General features: G+C 42.5%; 24 protein-coding genes and 1 tRNA gene. 21 read left to right on the forward strand and 4 right to left on the reverse strand.

Annotated features, from left to right (window positions below):
- On the forward strand, positions 1 to 1,965 hold the full coding sequence (locus QUF19_RS07735) for a tetratricopeptide repeat-containing diguanylate cyclase (RefSeq protein WP_286298375.1): 1,965 nt from the start codon (positions 1 to 3) through the stop codon (positions 1,963 to 1,965).
- Between the two features lie 97 nt (positions 1,966 to 2,062).
- Here QUF19_RS07735 and QUF19_RS07740 read toward each other — a convergent pair whose 3' ends face one another.
- Positions 2,063 to 2,248, reverse strand: coding sequence for a hypothetical protein (locus tag QUF19_RS07740; RefSeq protein WP_017105525.1), 186 nt, complete (start codon positions 2,246 to 2,248; stop codon positions 2,063 to 2,065).
- A gap of 273 nt (positions 2,249 to 2,521) precedes the next feature.
- On the opposite strand from QUF19_RS07740, the gene QUF19_RS07745 reads away from it, so the two are divergent.
- The 4 genes from QUF19_RS07745 (at position 2,522) to QUF19_RS07760 (ending at position 5,546) form a co-directional block, all read left to right on the forward strand.
- Entirely contained in the window at positions 2,522 to 3,190 is a 669-nt protein-coding gene (locus QUF19_RS07745; protein ID WP_102278572.1) for a DUF2726 domain-containing protein, read from the forward strand.
- Between the two features lie 264 nt (positions 3,191 to 3,454).
- Positions 3,455 to 3,531 (forward strand) — tRNA-Val (locus tag QUF19_RS07750).
- A gap of 270 nt (positions 3,532 to 3,801) precedes the next feature.
- The gene (locus tag QUF19_RS07755; RefSeq protein ID WP_286298381.1) at positions 3,802 to 4,419 is read left to right on the forward strand and encodes a class I SAM-dependent methyltransferase; all 618 of its coding nucleotides are present in this window, start codon (positions 3,802 to 3,804) and stop codon (positions 4,417 to 4,419) included.
- Positions 4,419 to 5,546, forward strand: coding sequence for an HNH endonuclease (locus QUF19_RS07760; RefSeq protein WP_286298382.1), 1,128 nt, complete (start codon positions 4,419 to 4,421; stop codon positions 5,544 to 5,546). Before QUF19_RS07755 ends, QUF19_RS07760 begins: the two co-directional genes overlap by 1 nt.
- A gap of 26 nt (positions 5,547 to 5,572) precedes the next feature.
- Here QUF19_RS07760 and QUF19_RS07765 read toward each other — a convergent pair whose 3' ends face one another.
- Entirely contained in the window at positions 5,573 to 6,433 is an 861-nt protein-coding gene (locus tag QUF19_RS07765) for a helix-turn-helix transcriptional regulator (protein WP_054546419.1), read from the reverse strand.
- Positions 6,434 to 6,550: 117 nt separating this feature from the next.
- Between QUF19_RS07765 and QUF19_RS07770 the strand changes: the two genes are divergently transcribed.
- Genes QUF19_RS07770 through QUF19_RS07780 form a run of 3 tightly spaced genes read left to right on the forward strand, consistent with a single transcriptional unit; the run spans position 6,551 to position 12,562 of the window.
- Positions 6,551 to 10,123, forward strand: coding sequence for a hypothetical protein (locus QUF19_RS07770; RefSeq protein WP_286298383.1), 3,573 nt, complete (start codon positions 6,551 to 6,553; stop codon positions 10,121 to 10,123).
- Positions 10,105 to 12,168: a hypothetical protein gene (locus tag QUF19_RS07775; protein WP_286298384.1), complete on the forward strand. Its 2,064-nt coding sequence runs from the start codon at positions 10,105 to 10,107 to the stop codon at positions 12,166 to 12,168. The genes QUF19_RS07770 and QUF19_RS07775 overlap by 19 nt, the downstream gene beginning before the upstream one ends.
- Positions 12,169 to 12,208: 40 nt before the next feature.
- Positions 12,209 to 12,562: a hypothetical protein gene (locus tag QUF19_RS07780; RefSeq protein ID WP_286298385.1), complete on the forward strand. Its 354-nt coding sequence runs from the start codon at positions 12,209 to 12,211 to the stop codon at positions 12,560 to 12,562.
- A 413-nt stretch (positions 12,563 to 12,975) separates the two neighbouring features.
- Here QUF19_RS07780 and QUF19_RS07785 read toward each other — a convergent pair whose 3' ends face one another.
- On the reverse strand, positions 12,976 to 13,389 hold the full coding sequence (locus tag QUF19_RS07785) for a YybH family protein (protein WP_286298386.1): 414 nt from the start codon (positions 13,387 to 13,389) through the stop codon (positions 12,976 to 12,978).
- A gap of 139 nt (positions 13,390 to 13,528) precedes the next feature.
- On the opposite strand from QUF19_RS07785, the gene QUF19_RS07790 reads away from it, so the two are divergent.
- Positions 13,529 to 13,852, forward strand: coding sequence for a winged helix-turn-helix transcriptional regulator (locus QUF19_RS07790; protein WP_286298387.1), 324 nt, complete (start codon positions 13,529 to 13,531; stop codon positions 13,850 to 13,852).
- 361 nt (positions 13,853 to 14,213) lie between these two features.
- On the opposite strand, the gene QUF19_RS07795 is transcribed toward QUF19_RS07790, so the two are convergent.
- Positions 14,214 to 15,107 (reverse strand): LysR family transcriptional regulator, encoded by an 894-nt coding sequence (locus QUF19_RS07795; protein ID WP_065205321.1) that lies wholly within the window; start codon positions 15,105 to 15,107, stop codon positions 14,214 to 14,216.
- A gap of 420 nt (positions 15,108 to 15,527) precedes the next feature.
- On the opposite strand from QUF19_RS07795, the gene QUF19_RS07800 reads away from it, so the two are divergent.
- The 12 genes from QUF19_RS07800 (at position 15,528) to tadF (ending at position 25,041) form a co-directional block, all read left to right on the forward strand.
- A complete protein-coding gene (locus QUF19_RS07800) occupies positions 15,528 to 15,734 on the forward strand; it encodes a Flp family type IVb pilin (protein WP_286298388.1) in 207 nt (68 codons plus the stop codon).
- 157 nt (positions 15,735 to 15,891) lie between these two features.
- Positions 15,892 to 16,332, forward strand: coding sequence for an A24 family peptidase (locus tag QUF19_RS07805; RefSeq protein WP_286298389.1), 441 nt, complete (start codon positions 15,892 to 15,894; stop codon positions 16,330 to 16,332).
- A gap of 21 nt (positions 16,333 to 16,353) precedes the next feature.
- Positions 16,354 to 17,178, forward strand: coding sequence for a Flp pilus assembly protein CpaB (gene cpaB / locus QUF19_RS07810; RefSeq protein WP_286298390.1), 825 nt, complete (start codon positions 16,354 to 16,356; stop codon positions 17,176 to 17,178).
- Complete coding sequence (locus tag QUF19_RS07815) at positions 17,178 to 18,548, forward strand: type II and III secretion system protein family protein (RefSeq protein WP_286298841.1); 1,371 nt, start codon at positions 17,178 to 17,180, stop codon at positions 18,546 to 18,548. The genes cpaB and QUF19_RS07815 overlap by 1 nt, the downstream gene beginning before the upstream one ends.
- Positions 18,545 to 19,024, forward strand: coding sequence for a hypothetical protein (locus tag QUF19_RS07820; protein WP_286298392.1), 480 nt, complete (start codon positions 18,545 to 18,547; stop codon positions 19,022 to 19,024). The genes QUF19_RS07815 and QUF19_RS07820 overlap by 4 nt, the downstream gene beginning before the upstream one ends.
- Positions 19,024 to 20,265, forward strand: a complete 1,242-nt coding sequence (locus tag QUF19_RS07825) for a CpaE/TadZ family protein (RefSeq protein WP_286298394.1) — start codon at positions 19,024 to 19,026, stop codon at positions 20,263 to 20,265. The genes QUF19_RS07820 and QUF19_RS07825 overlap by 1 nt, the downstream gene beginning before the upstream one ends.
- Positions 20,262 to 21,533, forward strand: a complete 1,272-nt coding sequence (locus QUF19_RS07830) for a TadA family conjugal transfer-associated ATPase (protein WP_004733950.1) — start codon at positions 20,262 to 20,264, stop codon at positions 21,531 to 21,533. The genes QUF19_RS07825 and QUF19_RS07830 overlap by 4 nt, the downstream gene beginning before the upstream one ends.
- Before the next feature lies 1 nt (position 21,534).
- Positions 21,535 to 22,437 (forward strand): type II secretion system F family protein, encoded by a 903-nt coding sequence (locus tag QUF19_RS07835; RefSeq protein WP_076671770.1) that lies wholly within the window; start codon positions 21,535 to 21,537, stop codon positions 22,435 to 22,437.
- The gene (locus tag QUF19_RS07840; RefSeq protein WP_102291571.1) at positions 22,434 to 23,276 is read left to right on the forward strand and encodes a type II secretion system F family protein; all 843 of its coding nucleotides are present in this window, start codon (positions 22,434 to 22,436) and stop codon (positions 23,274 to 23,276) included. The genes QUF19_RS07835 and QUF19_RS07840 overlap by 4 nt, the downstream gene beginning before the upstream one ends.
- Positions 23,277 to 23,323: 47 nt before the next feature.
- Complete coding sequence (locus tag QUF19_RS07845) at positions 23,324 to 24,025, forward strand: tetratricopeptide repeat protein (RefSeq protein ID WP_286298842.1); 702 nt, start codon at positions 23,324 to 23,326, stop codon at positions 24,023 to 24,025.
- A complete protein-coding gene (locus tag QUF19_RS07850) occupies positions 24,012 to 24,494 on the forward strand; it encodes a TadE/TadG family type IV pilus assembly protein (protein ID WP_286298843.1) in 483 nt (160 codons plus the stop codon). Before QUF19_RS07845 ends, QUF19_RS07850 begins: the two co-directional genes overlap by 14 nt.
- A complete protein-coding gene (gene tadF / locus QUF19_RS07855) occupies positions 24,484 to 25,041 on the forward strand; it encodes a tight adherence pilus pseudopilin TadF (RefSeq protein ID WP_286298844.1) in 558 nt (185 codons plus the stop codon). Before QUF19_RS07850 ends, tadF begins: the two co-directional genes overlap by 11 nt.
- Positions 25,042 to 25,047 lie beyond the last annotated feature (6 nt).

A 25,047-nucleotide genomic window follows, 5' to 3' on the forward strand; every position in this document is an offset into this window, starting at 1 on the left:
ATGAATAAAAACAACGTTTTAGGATCCTTTCTACTCGTTGTGACAATGAGTGCCGTACTCGGGCTTTATTTGTTGTACCCATTGCAGGACGACGACCTGAGTCATACGCAAATAACGAACACTGCTGCTTACACTCCAGAAAATGAACTGGCTAAGTCCGCATATGGGCTCCAGTTAATCAAACTGCTTGAGCTATCTCGTGGTGATCCACTTCTCGCACAACAAAAGCTTGCTGAGCTTGCAGACACTTCACCTACAAAACCTTCCGCTATTTACCAAGCTTACCGTTTGATGATTCTGTCGAATGTCGCCCATCATCAGCAAGATACCGAAGCCGTCATGCAATACGTTCAACAGCTTGAAGAACTGGCTGACCACGAAGATTTGTTGTGGTTGAAAGCTCAGTCGCTTGTTGAATTATCTATCGAGTATTTGAAAGAAGGGGAGCTCGCAGCCTCTGAAATTCAAATTCGCGCCGCAATCGATATTGCAGAATCCATAAGATACGAAGAACTGTTGGTCAAAGCCTATAACACGGCGGGCGCCATCAATAATGTTCGCAACGACCTCCAAGATGCCCAATACTTTTTCCATCAAGGGATACAACTTGGTAAAAAGTACCCTAAACACATTTATAACAGCAAACTCATGTCTAACATGGCATTGCTTTACATCTATTTGGAAGATTGGCCAAAAGCACTCAAGATCATTGAGAAAGCTAAAAAGCTCTATTATCAAAGCGGTTTACTTGAAGATGAAGCCATTGGCACCCTCTACATTAACGAAGCCTTTACTTATTTAGGCAGTGGCGATCTCGATAAAGGCCGTATTGCTTATAACAAAGCGCAGCAGCTTAATAGTGAGCGAGTGAGTGCCCGATACAAGGTTCTATTGCTTAGAACATACAGCGATGTATTACTCGCGGAAGGCGATTTTCAATCAGCATTAAATGTAACGAATCAATGCATTCATTATCCTGGCGCTGAGAAATACACACTTCAACATGGTCAGTGTTATCTAAACCGAGCGTTGGCGAAAATTGGACTGAATCAAGACGACGATACCCTGACAGATTTTCAACACGCGTTCGACAGCTTTGAAGTCGTGGGCAGCCGAAGCTGGAAGGTGCTCGGTCTTAAAAGGTTGGCTCAATATTACGAATCAAAGGGCGACCTTGATAAGGCATTACACTATTACAAGCTTTACTATAAAGACAATAAAGCGCTGCTTTTTGATAAACGCCAGAGTGACATCTTCCTTTTAGAGCAAGACTTTGCAACTGCGACACTCGCGAAAGAAAACGAACTACTCAACACTGAAAAAGACTTAAATGAGTTGTTACTGCAAAAGCAGCAGCTTAGAAATCGAATCGTTGTCGCACTGATCATCATGGTAGGTATCAGCGCATTTTTATTGATGATTCGACTGCGTTCAATTCAAACTAAGAACAAAGCCTTGTTAACACAATCAACCACTTGTGAGCTCACTGGCTTGTTCAATAGACGCTATCTTGAGCAGTTACTCACTCAACCTATGTCATTCGATCACAATCAATTTGGCGTGAGTTTGGCGATTCTAGACCTCGACTTCTTTAAGCAAGTGAATGATACCTACGGGCATGATGTTGGTGACCAAGTGCTGGTGGAAGTGGCCAAGCGTATCCAACAACAGTTGTCTAAAAACGATGTCGTGGCTCGTTGGGGTGGGGAAGAGTTCGTTCTGCTACTTTCAGGCTCTCAGGATCCGGAACAACAACTGGAAACCATCAGGCTAGCCATCGCTCAGCATCCTATTGATACTCATACTGGAACGTTGAAGCTTACTTGCTCGATTGGTGCCACTATCAACGTCGCTCAAGAGCAAGTTAATAGCGGAACTTATAAGAAGCATCTCAAGGCCGCAGACGATGCTTTATATCAAGCTAAAGAATCGGGTAGAGACCGTGTGGTTATTGCTGAAAGTTAGTCGGTAATTAGGGAATAAAAAGCCATTCTGATCGTGGTTAGATAAGAATGACTTCTAAGCGGTAATTTTAGTACCAGTGATCGATGAACGTATTAACTTACTTTGCGATGCCTTGCAGCATTTCTACTAATTCACCTTCTGTTGCAGGCTCTTTTGCTAGTTCGATCACTGCAGAAGATCCACCTTTCAGCATGTAGGCTTGCGTCCCGCAATGGTCGTAGTGGAACCACTTACCATCTACACAAACATCGGTATAGCATCGAGGGTCTTGTTTTAGTGTCATATCAATTTCCTTATTAACATTTGCCTAACGTTTTTCAATCTAAGTGATCACAAATGCACGCAAATTGATCTACATCAATCTCGGGTGTAAATATTCTTAGAATGATCAAATAGGTGAACTATGTCGAACTCATCAACTGACACTTTCTCCTTAGCTGGCTTGAAACGGCGTGATGTTTGTTAGCAATTGATTTTCTTTTTCTTGCCACATGCTGGCTTTCTACTTAGGCTACAAACTCTTCTAATCTCCCTATTTACGTGATTGCATTCAAAAATGACTAATATTTTTATCGTTGTAGTGGTTCTTGTTGTGTTCTTTTACTTTATTCAAAAGTATGTGTTTAAACACGACGACACCAAAGACCACGCTTACCAAAAGAAAGGGGCATTGCTCAACGTACAACAAGCCACCTTTTATACGGCCTTGATCTCCGCAGTGGGTAATCACGGCGTGGTGTTTGCAAAAGTGAACATGGCAAACGTGCTTGCGCCTGCAAAATCGAATACGAAGAAAAACTGGTTCATCGCGAACAATAAAATCGCACGAAGCTATTTCGACTTTGTGGTGTGTGACCCGCGTACGTTAGAGCCTAGAGTCATTATCGAGCTCGATAACGGCAAAGAACTGAATAAAGGCAAGGTAGATCGCGAGAAGCTGTTAATACACGTGTGCAAATCGGCAGGGTTACCTTTGATTGGCGCATCGGTAAAACACAGTTATCAAGTGAGTCGTTTGAAAAGGTTATTGGCAACTCATATTGACCTTATTGAACCATCGAAAGAAGTTCGATTCTGTAAGAAGTGTGGTAGCCCGATGATCATCAAGCTGGCAAGCCAAGGTGATTATAAAGGCAGACGCTTCTTCACATGTAGCCGTCAACCTAATTGTACTTACACTGAGAACTACAATGTGGTGTTCGATGTGGATGAAGATTCTAACTAATATCTTGAGTCAAAACGCTTCATCTGGGGGATAAGACACGAAACAGGCAGATGTATGTAGCGATTGAAGTAGAGGCGAAATGTGATCTACTTCAAGCCATTGATCTGCTTTGTGTTTAAAATTTATTCTGATTGTTGTTTTTAAAAGCAAACGATCAGTTTTGTGCAAATTTATCCTTGCACGCTACCCATTCACTCGTTATTATCCATCTCGTTCTGAAGCGTTAGCCACTTAATAAAGCGGTTAGTTAAGTTTCAAAGCATTGCCCGCTTAGCTCAGTTGGTTAGAGTACTTGCATGACATGCAAGGTGTCACTGGTTCGAGTCCAGTAGCGGGCACCAAATTCGTTCTTTATGAACAAGCAAAAAAGCCCACCTAGTGTGGGCTTTTTTGTGTCTGTAATTCCTATCTTTATTAAATGTTCAATTTTTCCATGATGAACGATTCTAAGAATTAAGCTTACGACCTCTAATTGTTATTTTGCCCTTGTTGCCGTTAATTAATCGAAAGCGGGCGATCTTCATCACAATTACTAATACTTATCTAATGCTAAATCGTCATATGCAACCAACCCAGATATTATCGAGTGAGATTGATATACGAGTTGACTTATGTCGGTAAACACTTCTTATTACAACGAAAACGCGGTCCAGCTTTCAAAGCAATATGATTCTTTGGAATTTGAAAATGTCCACCGTGCGTGGCATGTGTATTGGCCTTGCGGTGCTACAAGAATACTTGATGTCGGTGCTGGCTCAGGCCGAGATACGAGGTGGTTTGTTGAACAAGGTTGCTCAGTGGTAGCCGTTGAACCAGCAAGCGAACTTCGACAGTTAGGGATCTTAAACTCCTCGACTCAAGTTCAGTGGTTAGACGACGCTCTGCCTGCTTTAAGCAAAGTCAGAAAACTGTGTATTCAGTACGATTTGATTTTACTTTCAGCGGTATGGATGCATTTAAATTTGTCGGTTCGAAAAAAGTCGATCGATGTATTGTCTGAACTGCTTTCCGAGAATGGAAAACTAGTGATCACATTGCGTCATGGCGGCTTTAATGATGGCCGCAGTGCTTACCGTGTTTCAGTCGAACAATTAGAAAGGTTAAGTGAAGCTGTAGGGCTGACAGTCTGTCACGTTGCTGAAGACACTGATTCATTGAAGAGAAAAGGGATATCTTGGCAAACCGTAGTGTTAGAACATGCAAGATCTAACAAAAGCAAGGGTCGATAATGGCATTCGAGTACTACTTAGATCGTTTTCAAAACCTGAAAATGAACAATGCTGGTGGCAAAAAAAGTCCTCATAAAGTCTGTATGTTGCTGGCTGTTATGGATCTAATTCAAGCAGGGCATATTTCGACCAATAAGATCTGCCTTAACCAAGCCCTTAAAGAACGTTTTACACATCACTTTGATAACCTAGCTCAGGGGGCTGACAAAAATACCCCAGAAAACCCTTTCTTCCATTTGAGAAGTGAAGGCTTTTGGCACCTTTTCTTCAATGACGGTTATGACAATACGTCAACCAGTCGTTATTCAGTAAAGGCGGTCTCCCACGCATATATTGACGATGAGCTGTTTAGCTACATGAAAAGCTATATCGTTTCTAACGAACTAAAGGATGCTTTAGTTTCTAATCTATCTGATCTAGCGACGTTATATCATCAGTGGTTGATTGATATTGGTAAATCTGAAAAAACCGCGAAGAACTACCTTGGAGCCATAAGAGGCTCGATATCTAATTGGTTGATGGATGTTGGTGAGTTAGAAGCACCGCTTACTGATATCAATTCGTATCGTGAGTTTGTTGGTTATGAAGAAAAAGCGAGAAAGTTGGAACAGTTTCAAATTTGTGACTCTAGGGGTAAGGGGATGTACAGCGCCGCTTTGTCTCATTACCACAAGTTTTTAGCTGACCTATCTCAAGTCGATGTTAATGCAGACATCAAACAAGTGATGACTGACAAAACTTTGTCCGAAACTGAAAAGACTATTTTGGTTAATACAAGAGTAGGGCAGGGACACTTTAGATCAAAACTGATTCAGATGTGGGGTGGTTGCGCCATTACAGGGTATCGAAATACACAGCTGTTATTGGCTTCACACATTAAACCCTGGCGAGATTCTAGTAATGAAGAGCGATTAGATAAATTTAATGGTTTGCTGCTTCTTGCCAACCTAGATAAAGCGTTTGATCTCGGTTTTATCTCCTTTGATGATCACGGAAAGGTACTCATTTCAAGCTACTTGGAGTCTCCGGATGTGATTGGCTTAAAGGAAGATATGGCATTTAGCATTATGCCGGATCACCGGCCATACCTTCGTTATCATCGAGGCGAGTTATTTAAGGGGCGCTAGTTGATTAGCTCTGGCTTATCATGGAGTTAAAAGATCAGATGTGGTTTCAATTCTTCAAAGTTCCCCAAGATGATTTGTTGCCCTTTAGGGTTCGAATTCAACACATTAATATCGATGTTATAAGCATCCAGAACATAGCGAACCAATGCTGCGTTCGTCGGTATTACTAGGGTGCCTTTTTCCATACCGTAGTCGTGTGCAATCACTTCGGCTTGGGCTTCGGTTAATCTTGAATCGGGGATTAATTTAATAGAGAGGTGAGTGTTCCAAAGCCCATCTTGTTCTTTCCCTTTTATTTTTTTTGTCTCAAGAGCTGGAACACCTCGAATTCGGCTCAGCACGAAATCTCGATAGTCTTCTGAATGTTCGCAATAAGCTCGAACATGCCAGCGTAATGGTGTACAAACGAGTGTATGTGGAGAGATGATCCGTTCTACTTCTTCACCATTCTTCAATGATGTGTAGCTTAAATCGACACGTTTCTTCTCTCTGATTGCTTGGACTAATGGTCGTAAAATTTCGGGTGTGATGTTGCGTGTCACTGGGCGAACCATCGTCGTATTTTCAAAGCCCATATCAAGCTCATTGAAAGTCACAGTCATATCTTCACTTCGAGATAGGATGTGTAAGTATTCATCAGCATGACCGCTCGTTAGCTTTGGAATAAAGCTATCACTGGGCTTGTATCCTTTCAATTGCTTATCGTAGACAAGGTTACCTGGCACTACATCGGTGAGGTAGGTGTTGATGTCTTTAGATGCTTGCTGCCTACCAATGCCAAAGTTTTTGATCAGATGGTTAGTTGTTAACCTCCCTTCCCATAACGCAATCACTTCTATCATGCGATAGCGGAATAGTAGATCCCACCGAATTGGCCATTTGCTCATAGTTTGATTCCTGTCTAGTTATGCTACGTGTATATGCAGTCAGCATTTACCCGTCGCTGATGACGTCATATTATGGTTGGGTTAACTAAACATCAAGAGCTGTTGGGGTAGAATTGTATGAACGTGTCGATAGAAGCATTTGCGAGTTTTGATTTTAGTCTTATTCCCGATCTTTCGCCCTTGGATCTTATCATTACAGAATCACTCGAAAATCACACTAAAGTTAATGGCGCTAAATCTGGAGCTTTGCTTCCATTACCGTTTCAGACTGGAATTGGGAAAACATACACGGCATTAAACTTTTTGCTCCAGCAGATGCTTGAACAAGTGAAAAATGAATTACAGGAAGAAGAGTTCGGTAGTAACACAAAGCGTTTGCTCTATTACGTTACAGACTCAGTAGATAATGTTGTTAACGCGAAAGCGGACTTGTTTCGGTTAGTTGAAAAGCAAGCTGTCAAGGGGGAGCCTCGCTTCACTCTAGAACAGCAAGAGTACCTTAAAGCGCAAATAGTTCACCTACCCAATCAGTCAGATCAGTTATTGCAATGTTCTGATGCGGTCTTGAACGAAGTGTTAGTCGGATTTGACTTGAACACCGAGCGTGATCTTAAAGCAGAGTGGATCGCTATATCAGGTCTAAGACGTCATGCGAGCAATCCAGAAGTTAAAGTTTCTTTGAACAGGCAGGCTGGTTACTTCTACCGTAATCTAGTTGCCCGCTTACAAAAGAAACAAAAAGGTGCTGATAGAACCCCGCTTAATGGCATGTTGCTGGCCTCTGTAGAAGCACTACTGCCGGGAGAAAAAATCCGCAATGGAAGCGCTCATGTTATTTTCTTAACGACTAGTAAATTTTTGAAAGGCTTCCACAATACTCGCTCGCGCTACAGTCCATTGCGCGATTTAAGTGGTGCGCTACTTATCATTGATGAAATTGACAAGCAGAATCAGGTTATCCTCTCCGAGCTGTGTAAGCAACAAGCGCAAGACTTAATTTGGGCTATAAGAACTTTGAGAGCAAACTTTCGAGATCACCAACTAGAGAGTTCGCCTCGCTACGATAAAATTGAAGACCTGTTTGAACCACTCCGTGAGCGGCTTGAAGAGTTTGGCACCAAGTGGAATCTAGCGCTCGCATTTAATACGGAAGGACCTAACTTGAATGAGCGACCGGTTCGGTTGTTTTCGGATAGAAGCTTCACACATGTAAGCAGTGCCACTCACAAGCTGTCATTAAAATCAGATTTATTGAGACAGAAGAATCTCATATTTAGTGATGAGAAAGTGGAAGGATCCCTCATTGAAAAAAATGGCCTTTTAACTCGCTTTGTCAATGAGGCGGATGTTATATATCAGTGGTTTCTTGGCACAATGCGTAAGGCAGTGTTTCAGTACTGGGAGAACGTTCGTAGCCTTGAAATTGAAGGGCGTGAAAATAGAAACCTTGAAGGAACGTTTCAAGAAGCCGTTCAATCCTTGCTTACTCACTTCAATTTGCAAGAATTTGAGTCTGCCGTTTACGAGTCATTTGATACTAGGGGACTACGGCAATCTGCGGGCGGTCAAGCGAGCAAGTTAAGTTCTAGCAAGAGCTACCATCATACCGGCCTGAAACTTGTCGAAGTCGCTCATAATCAGGGGACTCGCGATACCGTAAATTGTAAAGCGTCATTCCTAAATCTTTCACCATCGGGTGTCTTAGCGGATATGGTTGATGCCGGAGCTGTCATTCTCGGTATAAGTGCAACAGCGAGAGCAGACACCGTAATACATAACTTTGATTTTAAATACTTGAATGAGCGTTTGGGTAAAAAGCTTCTGTCTTTGTCGAGAGAGCAAAAGCAGTGGGTAAATGATTATTATCATAGTAAGCGCAACTATAGAGATAACGGTGTGGTCTTAACGGTCAAATACCTTAATAGTCGAGATGCATTCCTTGATACTTTATTAGAAGAGTATAAGCCGGAAGCTCGTTCAAGCCACTTTATCCTAAATCATTATGTTGGTATTGCGGAATCAGAGCATGCATTTGTTCGGAGCTGGTTGTCTAAGCTATTAGCCAGTATTAAAGCGTTTATCTCAGTTTCTGATAATCGTTATATGCTGTCGTTGTTAAACCGCACTCTTGATACAACGCGTCAGGATATTAATGACTTTATTCAGTTCTGCTGCGATAAATGGGCGAAAGAATTTAATGTTCAAACCAAGACGTTTTTTGGCGTAAACGCCGATTGGATGAGGTTGGTTGGCTATGATGATATTTCCAAACACCTAAATACAGAACCTGGGAAAGTCGTTGTATTTAGTACATATGCTTCAATGGGAGCGGGTAAAAACCCCGATTACGCAGTCAATTTAGCGTTAGAAGGAGAAAGCCTAATATCCGTTGCCGATGTCACTTATAGCACGCAGCAGCGAACCGATATAGACAGTATTTATCTTGAAAAACCTACTCAGCTACTGATGTCAGATGATTATTCGCATACTGCTAACCAGCTTTGTCAATTCCACCAAATTCTATCTTTGCAAGAGAACGGGGAGTTGTCACCGAAAAGCGCTGAAAGCTGGTGTCGCCAGCAACTTATGGGCATGAGCAGAGAGCGCTCTTTACAGCAATACTACCAAACAAGTGACTACCAAAGTTCAGTAAGGAAATACATTGAGCAAGCGGTAGGAAGAGCTGGGAGAACCTCTCTGAAACGAAAACAAATTCTCTTGTTTGCTGATTCTGGTTTAAAAGAAATTTTGGCAGAAGAGAGTAGAGAACCAAGCTTATTCTCGCACGAGTATGTTGCTTTGGTTGAAAAAGCGAAATCAGCTAATAAGTCTGTAGTTGAGGACAGGGTTGTCCGACGTTTATTCAACCTTGCTCAAAGAAACAACAAAGACGGTATGCAGTCAATTAAGGCCCTAGTTCGTCGTCTACATAATCAACCTGCATCTGATAATGATATTCAAGAGTGGCAAGACATTAGAACTCAGTTACTTCGATATCCGACGATCGCCTCTCAACCTGAGCGATTCAATCGATTGTACTTACAGTCTATGACCAAAGGGTATTACCGTTACCAAGGTAACTTAGATGGTAATCCGAATGCCTTCGAGTTCTTTAATAGAGTGCCTACTGGTGACATGGTTTCAGAAGAAGCGTGCAGCCTAGCTACGTTACTACAAAACCAATATGTGAGGTCGTGGTTTGAACACAAAGGCTTTGCCTGTTCGTGGCAAAAAGAAGTTTATGTAATGACGCCAGTTATGTTTACCAACATTTATAAGGGAGCGTTGGGCGAGCAAGCGGTAGAGGCAGTATTAACAGCATTCGATTTTACGTTTGAAGAAGTTCCAAATTCAATTTACGAGCGATTTGACAATAGAGTCATGTTTGCAGGGATTGAGCAACCGATCTGGCTAGACAGCAAATACTGGAAGCATGAAGGTAATGAGACCAGCGAAGGCTACAGCTCGAAAATTTCATTGGTGGAAGAAGAGTTTGGGCCCTCGAAGTTTATTTATGTGAATGCGCTAGGGGATGCTTCAAAACCGATTAGATACTTGGACTCATGCTTCGTAGAAACCTCACCACAGTTAGCTAAAGTCATTGAAATTCCGGCACTAATTGATGATGTCAATGCCGACACTAACCTAACAGCAGTACAGGAGTTGATAAAATGGTTACACAACAGCTAGAGCCGTCCTCACACGAACCCTTATCGACCTTAATTGAACAAATATCGATTGATACTGATTGGGTTGATAGAAGCTTCGCAATTTACTGCGTCAGTTATAAAGGAATTGACTCTTCAGAACGACCTAAGCGTTTAGTTACATTAGCGAGTGAAATCTATAAATCCGAATGTGTGTATTGCTTAGTGAAAGGTACCAATAAGGAAGCGTGTTATTGGGTGATATTACCAAAGGACATCAAATTAGACCTCAAGGATACGTCTTTGGCCATCAAACCAGTTAGCGCTACCGAGCTACCTACATGGCAATTGGCTCGTTTACTGATTAAAGCGATACCAAAAGTATTGAATGGCGCTATGCCAGAGATAAAGCGCTTTGAAAGTGAAGGTTTATATTATCTAGTCAAAAGCAAAAAGTTACCGAAAGGTCACTCTGGCTATGAATTAACGACCGTAGAAATCGACTTAGCGCCATGTGCAGTGCTTGGATTCAAACAAACACTGTCAATGAGTGCCAAAACGTTTTCCCCTTTGTCTTGGTTTACGCTAGAGAACGGAGAGATACAAAAAAAGGTGAAGTTTGCTACACGTTATCAACTTGATGATGTAGGGATGTTGGTAAGCAAATCCATAAAGGGCGACTATATCAAGAAGCCGCTTTACTCTAATGCGAAGAATCGAATTCAGGCGATTGATATCACCAAAGAATCTTATAGCGGCTTTCAACTATCTAAGGTCGGTATTCTTGAACAGTTCATACAAGATCTTAAGCAAGCTTATGGCGATTCAGTATCCGTGAAGTTGCAGCGGATTCCCGGAGAAAAGCACAGATTTGTTTCAGATACGATTGTTAAAAATCACTATGTAGGGCTGTTTGATGCGTTGAAAGAGCATCGTTTGGTGATCTGTGATTTAACCGAAAACAAAGATACTGATGCTGCATTAACCTTGCTTCATGGCATCGAGCATCTAGATATAAATGCAGAAATAGCCGAAGTTCCGATTCGTGGTGCATTGAATATCCTAATTGTCGGTAATAAAGACACCTATAAGTCAGCTAAAGAAGACCCATATAAGGTTTATCGCAAAAAGTACCAAGATACGGTTTTCCAGTCGTGTTACCCAGAGCGATTATGGAACCGTCAAGGCCAGCCAAACCGCCATGTGGTGGAAGTGCTGTTAAAAGAACTACTTATCAAACTAGAAGTCCATACAAGAAAGCATTTGATTGAATACCCAAGCAGCCCTGAAGGATGTGTATATTACATGCCTCATCGGCCGCAAGGCGAATTTTCAGAGGTTCGAGACGGGCCGTGGCCAGTGTATGCGTCTAAGTTAGTGGGTAATGAATGGCAATATATACAAGCGACTCAAGAGGAGCTTGAAGAGCTTGAACTCGATTTAGGCAATGATAAAAGGCAAGTATTTCAAGGATTCCAACGTTCCCCCTTTATTTATTGGCCGGAGACAGGTGACTATGCCATTTTCAATGATACTGGTATTCAAATGCTGCCGGAATTTGAAGTAGTTGCAGAGCGGCTGCGTGAACTTAAAGAAGGGCGTTTACAAGATGTTCCAATTGCATTATTGATTCAGTTCATTGAAGAAAACCCAGAGAGTAAAGTAGTCAATAAGCTCAGAGCAATACTGTCGGAATGGGATGATACAGCCCCTTTACCGTTTGATGAGTTTTCGTCAATCTCTTACAAAGGTAATGATGAAAAACAATTTTACGATTGGCTGCGCGATCAAGGATTCTTTTTCAAAACGTCAATAAGAGGACAAAGTGAAGGGTTCTTTAATGCATCTTTAGGTTTTTTCTATAACCGGGAACAGGGAATGTATTTTGCTGGTGGCAAAGGTAGCCCACAAAGCAAAATCGAAAACTTTAGTCATTTATACGTGATAAAACATTCGTTTGATGTGCTACCAGAAGAGGTAGAAAACTTGTTTTACGTTTATCACTTAAGGCATCGTCTACCAACTGTAACGCCTTATCCATTTAAGCATCTACGTGAGTATGTAGAGATGCAGCGTTTTAAATCTTGATAGCAGACCAAACCAAAGAGCTGGTAGCGAGCAGAAACGAATGTTTTATTCGCTACTAGCGGTTGTTCAAGGTTTAGCAGGAGTAATACATGAGTGGGATGTGGCTGTCATAGATCAGAATGAAGCTAGGTTTTGTAGCTCACACGGAGTACACCCCAAGAAGAATAAAGTTGTAATTGCAGTAGAGTGTAAACTGTATGAAAACAACCTAGGCATAAAAATCGGTAGAGAATTTATTGGTATGACTGCTGACTTGGGTAAGGAAAATAGGTTTTTATTTAGTAATTCCTCTGGTGCTTCATTAGAGAAAATACTTGTCCACCATAAACGTCATAGACTAATGGGGATACACCGCTTGACCATGATAGGGAAGAGCAAGCGGTTGCAAAGCTAAGAGACGCTTTTAGGGACTACAAGGTTAAGAACAGCTAGATTCTTAATCGGAGTCTTTGGTTGTTGATGTAACAGTATATCTAATAGAATGCTTAACTTAATACCTGTAGTCATATTTATTACACGTATGTCGATTGATTTCTATTGAATCAATATCGAACACTAATAAGTGTGATGTCTCACTCGCAGCATATTTAACTTCAAAGAAGTATCATGGGTGCCTTTAAGTTCTACTTTGTGATATTCATTTAATCAAAAAGATAGGGTTGATAGTCGAGTCCAGTAGCGGCACCAAATTCGTTCTTTATGAACAAGCAAAAAAGCCCACCTAGTGTGGGCTTTTTTGTGTCTGTAATTTATTGCCTACAAAGCTTTTAGATTGTGGCCTCCAATGCTCCAAACTGCAATAGCCACTTAAAATCCATTCGGGTTGTCAATAACGTATAGCCAGCCTCCATCTACATATCTCATCACTTCCAGAGCGGTGCCTTTGGGGCCTCCAACTATCTCCCAATTAGACCTAACAAGAGCGGTATCGCCGTTAATATGGATAGATACATCATGGGTTAGCATTTCAACGTCACCTTGAAGGTAACCTTTCAATATTGGCTTGATAGCCTTTGGCCCTCTAGCAAGGTTCCCTTGAGCATCAAGGACGAATATGGCGTCTTCATGGAACAGAGTGCCCAGTCCTTCTATGTCTTGTTTTGAAAAGTATTCAGCGAAAAGTTGATGCAGTTCTGTTGGTGACTGCGGTTTTTTGTAATCTGTTGATGCGTAAGAATAGAAAGTTATAAAGTTTAAAACTATGAACAGAAATATCTTCATGGAACCACCTGCTTGTTTGTGTTTTGGGTTGAGGCCATAATAGATAGGGTGCTTACTAAAAGAAATTAGCTACCTAAAAGTAACTAATTACTGTTAAGTAACTATGCAATTGGTGATTTGAATTAGCTGAGAGGTAAATATGAGTGAACAGGGTAAGCAACCTGAAGGTTACTGTAACGCTGATAAATATTTGACCTTGATCTCTACGAAGTGGACTGCTCACATCGTTTGGTTGTTAGGTCAGAATAGCGAGATACGCTTTGGTCAAATCCAAAAACAGTTGGCCCTGGTGTCTAGTAAAGTACTTAGTGAGAGGCTGAAGTTACTTAGTAAAGAAGGTTTTATCTGGCGCAGGCAAGAAGAAACCGTTCCTGTGACTGTATATTATGGTCTGACAGAAAAAGGAAAAGAGCTTGCGGACATTGTCGATATCATCGTAAAAAAATCTGATAGCTGGGGCTAGTCTGACGTGACCACAGAAAAGCTATTCTATTATCGAACGTTATTATTTATGGCGGGTTTTCTGCGTTTACAGCTTGAGAAGCATCGTTCGATATTTGGTGGCACACTAAGTATTAGTTAAGTGCTGAATAACCTTATCGGCTAGTGTCTATCTAGATTTTATTACAGATTTATGAACGGCTAGGTAATGAAGAATTCGAAGTAAATAAAAATGCATACATTAACTGATATATCTCATGTTAATTATATGTATTTTGCATGCTTTGCTTGGCGTTTATATTCGGATAAATATTGGTATTGAAATATCACACTCGAAGCGGGAGAGTGCAATAGAGTGTGATTGTCATGATTTTAATAGAACATTATTGGGCTAAGTCAGCAATAAATGTTTGTTTATAACTGGAACTTGTTTTCAGCTCGTCCTTAATCCATTGATTAAACAAGCTAAAGTCAGAATGTATTTGCCAGAAAAGGGATGCAATAACTCGCTTGCCAAAGAAATCGGGGTGGTCTGTAATCACCTTAAGTTTACTGTCTTCTACGTTTCCTTCGATGAGAAACCCCGGTAAAAAAGCAATGCCTTTTTGAGCTTTGCACAGTTCGATAATGGTGGCTAAATCATCCAGTCGCCATAGATTATATGAGGCGATGTTCGACAAATTCAGCAGCTCTTCACAGCCATCCATTAATAGAACACGTTGAGATGGCGCGTGAGACTTCAAGGATACCAAGTCTTCGTGGGCCACCCACCAACAGTTGACGTGAAAAAGCTCTTCTATATTAAAATCGTTATTTGTCTTGTGATAGGGGTTACCTAACGCTAAGTCTATCTTTCCTTCATTAACGTAATTACCTAAAACGAAACTTGGTTTAGTCACAACAAGTAGGTCGACATTAGGAAAAGCCTCTGAAAATGCCAACAATGCCTTTTTTACGTTTTTGTTGAAAACTAATGGATCGATGCCCACGCGGTAAACTATCTGGTCGGATAGATTCATTTGTTCTGCAATAGTGATTAACTCACGATATTTTGATACTACAGGTAAAGATAATTGGAATAGGCGTTTTCCTTTCTCAGTTAACCAGACTTTAGAGTGTTCTCTATTAAATAAATTGAAACCCAAGTCTGACTCTAGGTTTTGCACAGCGGTACTAACCGTTGACTGAGACTTGCCAAGCTTACGTGCAGCAGAGCTAAATGAACCTTCTTCAACTACTGCTATGAACGAAACAATATTTTCGAAATGTAGTTTCATGATTCGACTAACCTTTTGACACAAAGAAATTATATTTTTTATGGTTTGTTGATTCGAAGAACAATAGCGTGATGATAATTGTATTTCAACATGTTTTATAAGGAGTAATAAAGATCGATGAATTATCTATTAGGCTAGTTCCAAAGCTTATATAAATTTTGGATTAAGTTAAACATTGATGTATGTCTTATTTTTTCAAGTTTATAAATTTAAATATTCATTTTGTTTTTTAGCTGTTTTTTAATGTAAGTGTTTGTCATGTATGGACTTTGTATTTCTGTTGATATTTTAAAAGGTGTTTGTTCTGATCGTTTTTTACACGACCTATAGATTGAATCGATAGGGGGTATTTTCCATAGATTGGTGGTGCTAATTATAATGGCGACGAATTTTCAACAGCCCTTATAGGAAGACATAATAATGATTACTAAGCTATACGTTAAAACAAGCATGTTTCTATCACAATTCAAGAACGATGAGCGCGGAGTAACTGCAATTGAATATGGTCTTATTGCAGTAGCAATGGCTGTATTAGTAACTACTGCAGTAGGCGCTGATGGTTTCATTGGCAAACTAGAAGGTGCTTTCGAAGATGTAGCTACTGCTATTGATAATGCGGGCAGCTAACATCAAGCTTTATTGACCAATTTAGAATATATCGAAAGATATTTGTGCCAGACCTATGTTTTCATTGGTCTGGCTCAGTTAATTGGGAATATCAATTAAGACTTGCTTACGTCAATCCATATAAATTTAGGCAATATTTCCAATTTTGAGTTTTGAAGTGTATTTACTGATTTTGGCAATCGTGTGTGTCTATGTATCGGTTACCGATTTTCTCTATCGCAAGATACAAAATCACGCATTGTTGATATTACTCTTTTTGCAATGTTTTCTGTCACCGTTAGACATTCAAATTATGAGCTTTTTACTGGTGTTAGGGGGAGGGCTGATTGTTTACGCCCTGATTTGGATTGGAGCCGGTGATATTAAATATGCCGCAGTTCTATCACTTACTATACCTCTCAACGATTTACTTTGGGCGTTTGTTATGACGGCTTTTGCTGGTGGTTTTCTAGCTGTTATTTATCTCGTAAAGAACAAGCTGATAAGTAAAAAGCTAACAAGAAAAACGTCGAACGACCAACAAGGTATTCCATATGGGATAGCAATTAGCGTTGGATTCTACTTGGTAATTTTAACTCAAAACACGCCACATATTTAAACCTCCAAGAATGAGAACATTATGAGATCTCGACTGGTATTACTTGTTGCCATTGCTGCCTTAATAGTGGGCGCGCTAGGCGTTGTCGATTTGTTGAAGAGTGAACCTCAACCGACAACGACCGCTGTAGTGGTGGAAGATAAAAATGAAGAGCATGTTGCCGTTTGGATGACCACGGAACCTTATGAAAAAGGACGTGCGATCGATGCGCAAGGTGTCGTAAAACAACAACTCCCTCTTAGTGAAGCATTAACGCTTGGTGTCAGAGAAGATGCACAAATCAGCTTTTCGCCCTCCATTTTGCTCAATCGCAGCCTTAACGCAGGTGAGGTTGTACTGCCTGAATATCAAGTGACGCCAGGCCAACCCGGATACATCGACCTTTTGATCACGGAAGGCATGACGTTATACCCACTTAAAGTCAGTGACAAAAACCTAATCAACGATTACATCCGCCCTGGAACGTCCATCGATATCCTCACTGTGAGTTCTCCAAACGACAACTTAGCCGGAATTATCGATAAGCCGAAGCGCTTTAGGGGTGTGAAGGCTTCAATGTTTCTTAAAAATGTAAAAGTGCTCAACATTGGCAATGACGCAACTGGCGACAGTTCTATTACTGCTCGCGCTCCGAGTAAAGAGGATGGACTGACTACGGTGGTCATCGAAGTTAGCCCCGACGAATTACTAAAGCTTGCGCTAGCACAACGAACAATGCACATCGAAATTTACCGAAGCCAAACCTACACGCAACCCGAGTTCGCGGAGGTGCGCAATATTATCGATAACTATACAGGGATTTCTGAGTTACGTGGTAACGAAAGCAACCCGAGAGAGGCTTTGTGATGATGATTCACCATCGAATCAAACAAGTACTGTTTGCTTCCATTCTAGCGCCACTGATTGGCTTACTTTCTATAACAAACGCTTTTGCCGCCGATCGCTCCATCACGCTCAACGATGGTCAGCACATCCAGTTAAAAAGTCCGATTGGCCAAGTGTTTATTAATAACCCTGACATCGTCGACTACAAAATAATCAACGACAACACGATCGTTGTGTTCGCCAATGCTATTGGGCAAGCACGACTGATTGTCTACGGCATTGATGGTGATGTTCTGCTTTCAGACCGCATTATTGTTGATCTGGATTTAACGGATATCAGACGTCAACTCAAATTTCATTTCCCCGATGCCAAAGTCAAGATTCAGTCTGTGGGAGAGCAAGTCGCAGTGAGTGGTCTTGTTGATTCCGAAGCGACTCGTGACGACATCTATCGTTTGGTTGCCACTCTGCTTGGACGAGAAAAAACAGAGAAATGGGACAAAACGGTGAAGCTGGAGTTTAAGTCCGATAGCTCAAATTATGAAGAACCCGAAAGCATGGTGTTTGCCCGCAATATGACGTGGGAAGGGATCATTGAACGCATTGAAGTTGCAACGACCCAGCAAGTGAACGTCAAAATATCAGTGGCTCAAGTCACCGAATCATTTGGACAAACCGTTGGTGTCGACTGGAGTTCCGTAGGTTCAAGTGTTGGCGAATTTGTCTTCGACCAGTTCGATGCTGCAAACCTCAGCACGTTAATCACGGCATTAGGCAATGACCAGATCGCAGAGGTATTGGCCGAGCCCAACTTGACCGTGTTGTCCGGTGAGTCAGCAAGTTTCCTTGTGGGCGGCGAAGTGCCCGTTATCGTGTCGACCAGCAGCAACGTGAACATTTCTTTCAAAGAGTTCGGTATCAAACTCGATCTTACTGCGAAAGTGCTTAGCCAAGACAGAATCCGAATGCAACTCGCGCCAGAAGTGAGCGAAGTAGAAGGCTATGTAGAAGCGGCTGGCATCAAAGTACCGCAACTGGCTTCACGACGAGCGATGACAACCGTTGAGTTAGCCGATGGCGATAGCTTCGTGCTTGGTGGCTTGATGAGCAGTGCTGATTTGGAAAAAATGCAAAAGATCCCTTTTATGGGCGATATACCAGTCTTGGGTGCAGCCTTCCGCAAAGCAACCACAGAAAGAAAACGAACTGAATTGATCATCGTTGCTACCGTGAATCTTGTTGAACCGATGAAACCGAAAGACATTCAACTCCCTTACATCAAGAAGACCTCAACTTTGGCGCGTTGGCTAAACATTAAGTGGGATGGCAAGTCGGTGACCTCTTCCGATGCAACGATTCGTCTGTTGTCGCAAGGAGGGTTTATCCAATGAAGAAATTACTATTAATGGCGTTATTTACCACGTCACTTTTAGGCTGCGCCTCTGAGCAATATTTTGTTGGTCATGGTGCTGAAGCCTTGGTGTACAAAGAGCACCACAGTTTTGATTTTGCGATAAAAAATCGTTCGGAAACGACTAAACAGATCACTGCTTTGATTCAAGATATTGAATCAACGGACAAAGAAGCCACTTATGTCGTGGATTACAAATCAAACCGTAGCAAACAGATGCTGCAGGCGATTTTCGATCAATATCCGTCGCATGTCATCGCGCCACAAAGAGTCTCGTATCGAAGCGCTCAGTTGTTACCGAGCGACTTAAAGATTCAGGTGACCTTAACGCGTTTGAAGACTCAAGAATGCGCGCCAGCACAGATTCACGTTCGGTTGAGGCAGTCAGACTGCTTTGCGGAATCGATGCGTTTGAAGCAAGTGGCTTACAAGTCTCGATTGGTAGGAGAGCAATAATGTTTGACCTAACTAAAGCGTTAACAACAAAGGCCAAGCCAGTTCAGACCGGAACGACAGGTGTTGCCGGATGTACTTTGTTCTACCAATCTCAAGAGTGTTTAGACCTTGTTCAAGAAGTCTTTCGATTTGAAGGATGGAATGACCCTGCATGCGTTAAAGCCAAAGCCGGCTTGACCAAGCTAACAGAACAACAAAGTAGCCACATTGTGATTCTAGAGCTTAATGAATCGACCAATGTGGTTGAAGACGCTAAATCCTTTGCCAGTAAACTACCCACGCATAAAGGGGTGGTTGTGATTGGTAAAGAGGATGCGATTTCTACGCTTCGTTCGCTTAAAGACATGGGTTTTTACTACGTGTTCTGGCCAGTGAATAAGCAGGAATTTGCTGACTTCTTAAACCACGTAAGTAAGAACCTTAAGACTTTCTCTGGTGTGAGCCAAAAACGCAAAGCGAAGCGAGTGGCGATTGTCGGTTCAAAAGGCGGCGTGGGCGCATCGTTTTTAGCAACTGAGTTGAGTTCACTATTGTCGACTCAAGGCTCGGATACGATTCTCGTCGATCATCAATATGCGGATACCAACATTGATGTCTTGCTCGGCCTAAAAGACTTTAAGCCGAGAACCATCGATGAGTTCACTGCGCCATTGCATGAAATGGATGAAGAAGGGGCGTTGAGTTACCTAATCAATGCTCGCAAGAACTTACGTCTGTTAGCGATTGATGGCGACATGAGTCAAATCGATGTTCTTAATTACAACCAAACCTTGTGTGAGCTGTTAGCGCGCAACACCAATTTCATTATTGAAGACTTTTCTGGTGGCGTGGATTTCAAAGTTGAACCTCAACTCTTGGTAGAAAACTTCGACGTGGTTGTGCTGGTGTTGGACGCGTCAGTCTCTTCAGTAAGAAGTGCAAAACGACTGTATGAAAAAGTCTCCAACTTACAGCTTTCGCTATCGTCGCGTACTCGCCTGATTACCGTGGTGAACTACCATCGCCCGGAAAGTGCCTACGTCTTACAAAAGCCCGATCTGATTAAGTATTTAGGCACCAATGTTGACCTCGAAGTCGATTACTGCAAAGCGTTAGCGCACATCATTATCGATGGTAAACGCGGCCATAAGCACGACCGTCACATTAGTCGTTCTATGGAACAACTGGTGAAGCTGATTAATGGTCAGCCGATGGATCAGAAGGGTATGAATTCTTGGTTGAAAAAGGTGCGTGCTAAATGAGTTCTAACAAAGACTTATACCTCGCGTTTCGTGGCCAGATTTTTGAAGCCCTAGATGCAGAAGCGGTTCAGAAAATGAGCCGTCGAGACCTTGAATCGCAGATACAAGCGGCGGTTGATTTGTTGGCGAATAGCTACCAAAGACCGATCACCTCGATGATGAAGTCAGGCTTGGTGAAAAGCCTGATTGATGAACTGTTTGGTTTGGGACCTTTACAGCCCTTGGTCGAAGACCAGTCTATTTCCGATATCATGGTGAACGGGCCCAACAACATCTTTTTCGAACGACACGGCAAGGTGAAAAAGTCCGAAGTCTCGTTTGTAAATGAAGAGCAGTTGTTAGCCATTGCTAAGCGTATTGCCTCACGTGTCGGAAGACGTGTCGATGAACTTTCACCGACAGTCGACGCCAGGTTAGAAGACGGCAGCCGTGTGAACATCGTGATTCCTCCCATTTCGTTGGATGGTACTTCGATCTCTATTCGTAAGTTCAGAGAGCAGAACATCGGCTTTGAAGATTTGATTGGCTTCGGGTCTATGTCTCCAGATATGGCGAGAGTGCTGATGATCGCTTCACGCTGTCGCATCAATGTGTTGATTTCTGGCGGTACCGGCTCAGGTAAAACCACATTGCTTAACGCGCTATCTCAATACATCGCAGAAGATGAACGTATCGTTACCATTGAAGATGCGGCTGAACTGCGTCTGCAACAACCCAATTTAGTTCGACTGGAAACGCGAACCTCAAGTGTTGAACAAACTGGGGCAGTGACTCAACGTGAGTTGGTAATCAATGCACTTCGTATGCGTCCAGACCGTATTATCCTCGGGGAGTGTCGTGGCTCTGAAGCGTTCGAAATGCTGCAAGCCATGAATACCGGACACGATGGGTCGATGTCTACGTTGCACGCCAATACCCCGCGCGATGCCATTGCTCGTGTTGAATCGATGGTGATGATGGCGAACCTAAATCAGCCTCTGGATGCGATTAGAAGAACGATCGTGAGTGCCGTTCAAATGATTGTTCAGGTTAACAGGCTGCGCGATGGGTCTCGCAAGATCACAAGCATCTCGGAAATCGTCGGCCTAGAAGGCGACAGCGTGGTGATGGAAGAGATTTATCGTTTTCGTTATGACGACGCGCACTACGGAGAAACCGTTAAAGGCGAATTTGTCACCGACGGCATTATGCAGCGATCTGAGCTTGTGAAAAAAGCGCAATTCTTCGGGCTCTACGAAGAGCTGAAAGCATCGTTTAAGGGGGCCTAGCATGCTTTGGCTTTCGTTAATCCTCTTTGCGTTTGTGTTGCTTTTGATCCGAGATTCAAAGGTAAAAAAGGTCAATCAGTTTTTCAATATTGAAGAAGTAGAAGCTGAAAACTTCAATGCCATTAACGTCAAGTCATTGGTACGTAAGCAAAACTGGCAAAAACTCAAAGAGTCTGTGTCACCCACCTTGATGGTGTTAGGTCCACGCTCTTCTTTATACATCGCGCTCTATATTACGGGTAGCATCATCGCATCTTGGTACATCGTTGTTGAGTTGTTATCAATCACTAATACGTGGTTTGTACTGGGTTCATCTATGGTGTTTACCCTTTGCGGTTATCGATTCCTGGTCACAAGAAGACGTCGAGAATTTGAGAATACGTTCCCTGATGCGCTGAACATTCTAATGAGTGCGGTAACGGCCGGTGACAGCTTAATGCAAGCTATCGGTTATGTAGGCGATGTGATGCACAACCCAATTGGTCGTGAATTTAAGTTAATGGGTGACCGACTGAAATTGGGTGAGTCTCCAGAAGTGGTGCTTAAACGTTCGTGCAAAAACTATCCTTATCCGGAATTTCTTTTCTTTACCGTGACGATCAGAGCGAATATCGCGCGAGGCGGGCAACTCAAAGGTGTGTTAGCCCGGTTGATCCGAGTGCTGGTGGATTCTCGAACACTAGAGAAAAAGAAGATGGCGATGACTTCGGAAGCTCGAATCTCTGCCAAAATTGTTGCCGCGATACCTTTGATTTTTATGCTCATTCTTAACTACGTTAATCCAGATAATGTGGAGTTTGTTCTCTACGACCCTGAGGGAAGGCTGGTGCTGTTTTACGTATTGGGTAGTGAGCTTTTCGGTTTATTCCTTGTTTGGTTATTAGTAAGAGGGGTACGCGCATGATGTTACTGGCTTCCCTTATTGTGTTGTTTTTTTCGTTACTGTTTTTGATTGTTGATTCGATTCGTAAAGAGCAACGACATAAGAAGGTTGCGCTCTATATCGGGGATAATTCAGCTCGTGCGCCTTCGCGCGTAAATCGCTTTTTTGTTCGTTTTGGTAAAGAACACCGACAAGAACTCGAGCAAAAAATGATTGAGGCGGGTTATTACAACACGGATTGGGCCAAATTCTATTTTCCGGCCAAGTTGTTGGTATTAGCGTTGGTTTCAGGCTTGGTATTGTTAGGGGACATGACATCAACCAACAAACTGATCGTGGTTATTTTCTCGTTGATCGGCGTCATTGTCGTCCCAGATACCATGCTTCAAATGCGCCGAAAGATGTTGATCAGCCGAACCTCAGCTCAACTGCCATATTTGCTCGACATGATGTCGGTATGCGTTCAAACCGGCATGACGATTGAAGCGGCGTTGGTTTATTTGGGCAAAGAGCTGGCTGAATTTGACTCAGATCTTTGCTACCAGATTAAGCGCACATCCGATTCTGCGAAAATACACGGTTTAGAAAAGGCGCTCAATGATCTGAGTGAACGTATCCCAACGCCTCCAGTACGAAGCTTTGTACTGACCATCATTCAAAACCTGCAATACGGTACATCCGTTGCTCAGGTGCTAAGTGATCTCGCAGAGGACATGCGAAAAGTCCAAATTCTTACGGTCGAGGAAAAGGTAGGTAAGCTCTCCGCGAAGATGAGTGTCCCTTTGATCCTTTTCATCATGTTTCCGATCGTTATCTTGATTCTCGCGCCGAGCATCATGCAAATGACATTGAATATATAGGGAGACGACGAGTGATTGGAAAACGTTTTTGTCTCATTTTGTTGTCGATGAGTGTGTTGGCGGGCTGTCAATCGGCCCCTTCACCACAAGACCTGCAGCTTGGCAACGTGACTAGCATGGAAAAAGTGAAGAACTATGACGGCTTGATTAGTTATTACAAATCCGAGCTAGAGCAAGGCTCCGAAGACCCAGAGGTAAAAGAGAAACTGGCATGGGCATATTTTCATAAAGGAGATATCGAGTCGGCAGACTTCTATGTTCAACATTTGCAACAAGAGGGGTTTGAAAACCCCAACTTGTACCAATTAGAAGGGCAAGTGTTTGATGCAAGAAATGACGTTGAAAGCGCCATTGCTGCTTATATGGCTTCAGTAGATGCGGGGAATACCACGGGTCAAATTCACGTTTTACTCGGTGTGTCATATACCAAAGTTGGAAGATTTAATGAAGCTTACCAAGAGCTCAACCGAGCCCGTTTACGTGGTTATGATGATGTCGTTGTTAAGAACAACATTGCGATGATTCAAATGGCCAATGGCGAGTACCAACAGGCAATCGAAACGTTAGCTCCGGTTTTAAAAGAAGACCCTGCGAATAAGATCGTTAAAGCGAACCTAGCTATCGCACTAATGAAAACTCAGCAAATCGATTCAGCCAAAAAGCTACTCAAAGGCGACTTCTCTGCAGAAGAGATCCAGAGCATCGCCGCTGAATTAACTCAATTAGGAGTTAATGATGAAGCGTCTTAATAGACAGAAGGGCGTGACGGCGATTGAGTTTGTGTTGGGTGCGCTTGTTCTGTTTTTCGCCACCTTTGCGATCTTCGAATCAAGTTACCAAATCTACGTTGTGAACATGACCGAGTATTCGCTGAGAGAAACCATCAGGAATACCAAAATATATGAAGGCGAAGGGATCAACGAGCAGTACGAAACTAAGTTCAAATCACTAATCGAAGATGATGACAATCTATGGAGCTTCTTAATTGATAGCTCAAGGTTTTCTATCGAAGGTCAGTACTTCAAAACCTATGACGATTTCATCGCGAACAGGGGACACTCTGATCAAGGCTTGAACTTCAATTACGACTTAGCCGAGATCACGGTGACGTACCGCTATACCCCAGTTATTAAACTGGCCGGTGCTGCGGATAGGGATATTTCAAGCACTATGGTTTTGAACTTAGAACACGAGGGGTGGGAAGATGATGCGCCGTAAACAACGTGTGTCTTACGCGATTCGCCAGCAAGGTTCATTTACCGTTGAATTGCTGTTCATTCTTGTGGCCTTGTGGGGTGTTTATCTGTTTGGCGCAGACTTGAGCCATCAGCTACTCATGCGTGCCAAGCTCGATCGGTCCAGCTTTGCTTTAGTCAATGTGATCAAAGAGCGTACTCGTTACTTTGAAGCCGACGTGCTGGCAGGACAAAACCTACCCGTAACTAATTCAGAGTTAGAAGACATGGCTAAAGTGGCAAGTCGAATGCTCAATACACCAGTCGATAACGTGGCGATCAAGATAGAGTCATTGACCAATAAAGTTAATGTCGCTGAATTCTCAACCAGTAAGTACCGAAGCTTAAATTGCCAAACCGATTCGATTCTCGAGCATGCAGATCTAGCTCCGATAGAAAAGGGCGTTGTCTATCCATTGTACCGAATCAGTCTTTGTGAAGAGCAAAGTTCTTGGTTCAAGCCCTTCTTCAACAGTGGTACCAGCACCACGGTTAAGATTGGATCTTCTTCAATCATGCCTGGGAGATAATGAAAT

The organism is Vibrio sp. FE10, assembly GCF_030297155.1.
Lineage (GTDB): Bacteria > Pseudomonadota > Gammaproteobacteria > Enterobacterales > Vibrionaceae > Vibrio > Vibrio apostichopi.

Excerpts from the sequence above, each read along its gene's own strand:
- QUF19_RS07740 (WP_017105525.1), bottom strand. The coding sequence starts at position 2,248 with ATGACACTAAAACAAGACCCTCGATGCTATACCGATGTTTGTGTAGAT.
- QUF19_RS07760 (WP_286298382.1), top strand. The coding sequence starts at position 4,419 with ATGGCATTCGAGTACTACTTAGATCGTTTTCAAAACCTGAAAATGAAC.
- cpaB (WP_286298390.1), top strand. The coding sequence starts at position 16,354 with ATGAGATCTCGACTGGTATTACTTGTTGCCATTGCTGCCTTAATAGTG.
- QUF19_RS07780 (WP_286298385.1), top strand. The coding sequence starts at position 12,209 with ATGTTTTATTCGCTACTAGCGGTTGTTCAAGGTTTAGCAGGAGTAATA.
- QUF19_RS07765 (WP_054546419.1), bottom strand. The coding sequence starts at position 6,433 with ATGAGCAAATGGCCAATTCGGTGGGATCTACTATTCCGCTATCGCATG.
- QUF19_RS07825 (WP_286298394.1), top strand. The coding sequence starts at position 19,024 with ATGTTTGACCTAACTAAAGCGTTAACAACAAAGGCCAAGCCAGTTCAG.
- QUF19_RS07815 (WP_286298841.1), top strand. The coding sequence starts at position 17,178 with ATGATGATTCACCATCGAATCAAACAAGTACTGTTTGCTTCCATTCTA.
- QUF19_RS07775 (WP_286298384.1), top strand. The coding sequence starts at position 10,105 with ATGGTTACACAACAGCTAGAGCCGTCCTCACACGAACCCTTATCGACC.
- QUF19_RS07795 (WP_065205321.1), bottom strand. The coding sequence starts at position 15,107 with ATGAAACTACATTTCGAAAATATTGTTTCGTTCATAGCAGTAGTTGAA.
- QUF19_RS07845 (WP_286298842.1), top strand. The coding sequence starts at position 23,324 with ATGAGTGTGTTGGCGGGCTGTCAATCGGCCCCTTCACCACAAGACCTG.
- QUF19_RS07840 (WP_102291571.1), top strand. The coding sequence starts at position 22,434 with ATGATGTTACTGGCTTCCCTTATTGTGTTGTTTTTTTCGTTACTGTTT.
- tadF (WP_286298844.1), top strand. The coding sequence starts at position 24,484 with ATGCGCCGTAAACAACGTGTGTCTTACGCGATTCGCCAGCAAGGTTCA.
- QUF19_RS07790 (WP_286298387.1), top strand. The coding sequence starts at position 13,529 with ATGAGTGAACAGGGTAAGCAACCTGAAGGTTACTGTAACGCTGATAAA.
- QUF19_RS07785 (WP_286298386.1), bottom strand. The coding sequence starts at position 13,389 with ATGAAGATATTTCTGTTCATAGTTTTAAACTTTATAACTTTCTATTCT.
- QUF19_RS07850 (WP_286298843.1), top strand. The coding sequence starts at position 24,012 with ATGAAGCGTCTTAATAGACAGAAGGGCGTGACGGCGATTGAGTTTGTG.
- QUF19_RS07800 (WP_286298388.1), top strand. The coding sequence starts at position 15,528 with ATGATTACTAAGCTATACGTTAAAACAAGCATGTTTCTATCACAATTC.
- QUF19_RS07735 (WP_286298375.1), top strand. The coding sequence starts at position 1 with ATGAATAAAAACAACGTTTTAGGATCCTTTCTACTCGTTGTGACAATG.
- QUF19_RS07820 (WP_286298392.1), top strand. The coding sequence starts at position 18,545 with ATGAAGAAATTACTATTAATGGCGTTATTTACCACGTCACTTTTAGGC.
- QUF19_RS07770 (WP_286298383.1), top strand. The coding sequence starts at position 6,551 with ATGAACGTGTCGATAGAAGCATTTGCGAGTTTTGATTTTAGTCTTATT.
- QUF19_RS07745 (WP_102278572.1), top strand. The coding sequence starts at position 2,522 with ATGACTAATATTTTTATCGTTGTAGTGGTTCTTGTTGTGTTCTTTTAC.
- QUF19_RS07755 (WP_286298381.1), top strand. The coding sequence starts at position 3,802 with ATGTCGGTAAACACTTCTTATTACAACGAAAACGCGGTCCAGCTTTCA.
- QUF19_RS07835 (WP_076671770.1), top strand. The coding sequence starts at position 21,535 with ATGCTTTGGCTTTCGTTAATCCTCTTTGCGTTTGTGTTGCTTTTGATC.
- QUF19_RS07830 (WP_004733950.1), top strand. The coding sequence starts at position 20,262 with ATGAGTTCTAACAAAGACTTATACCTCGCGTTTCGTGGCCAGATTTTT.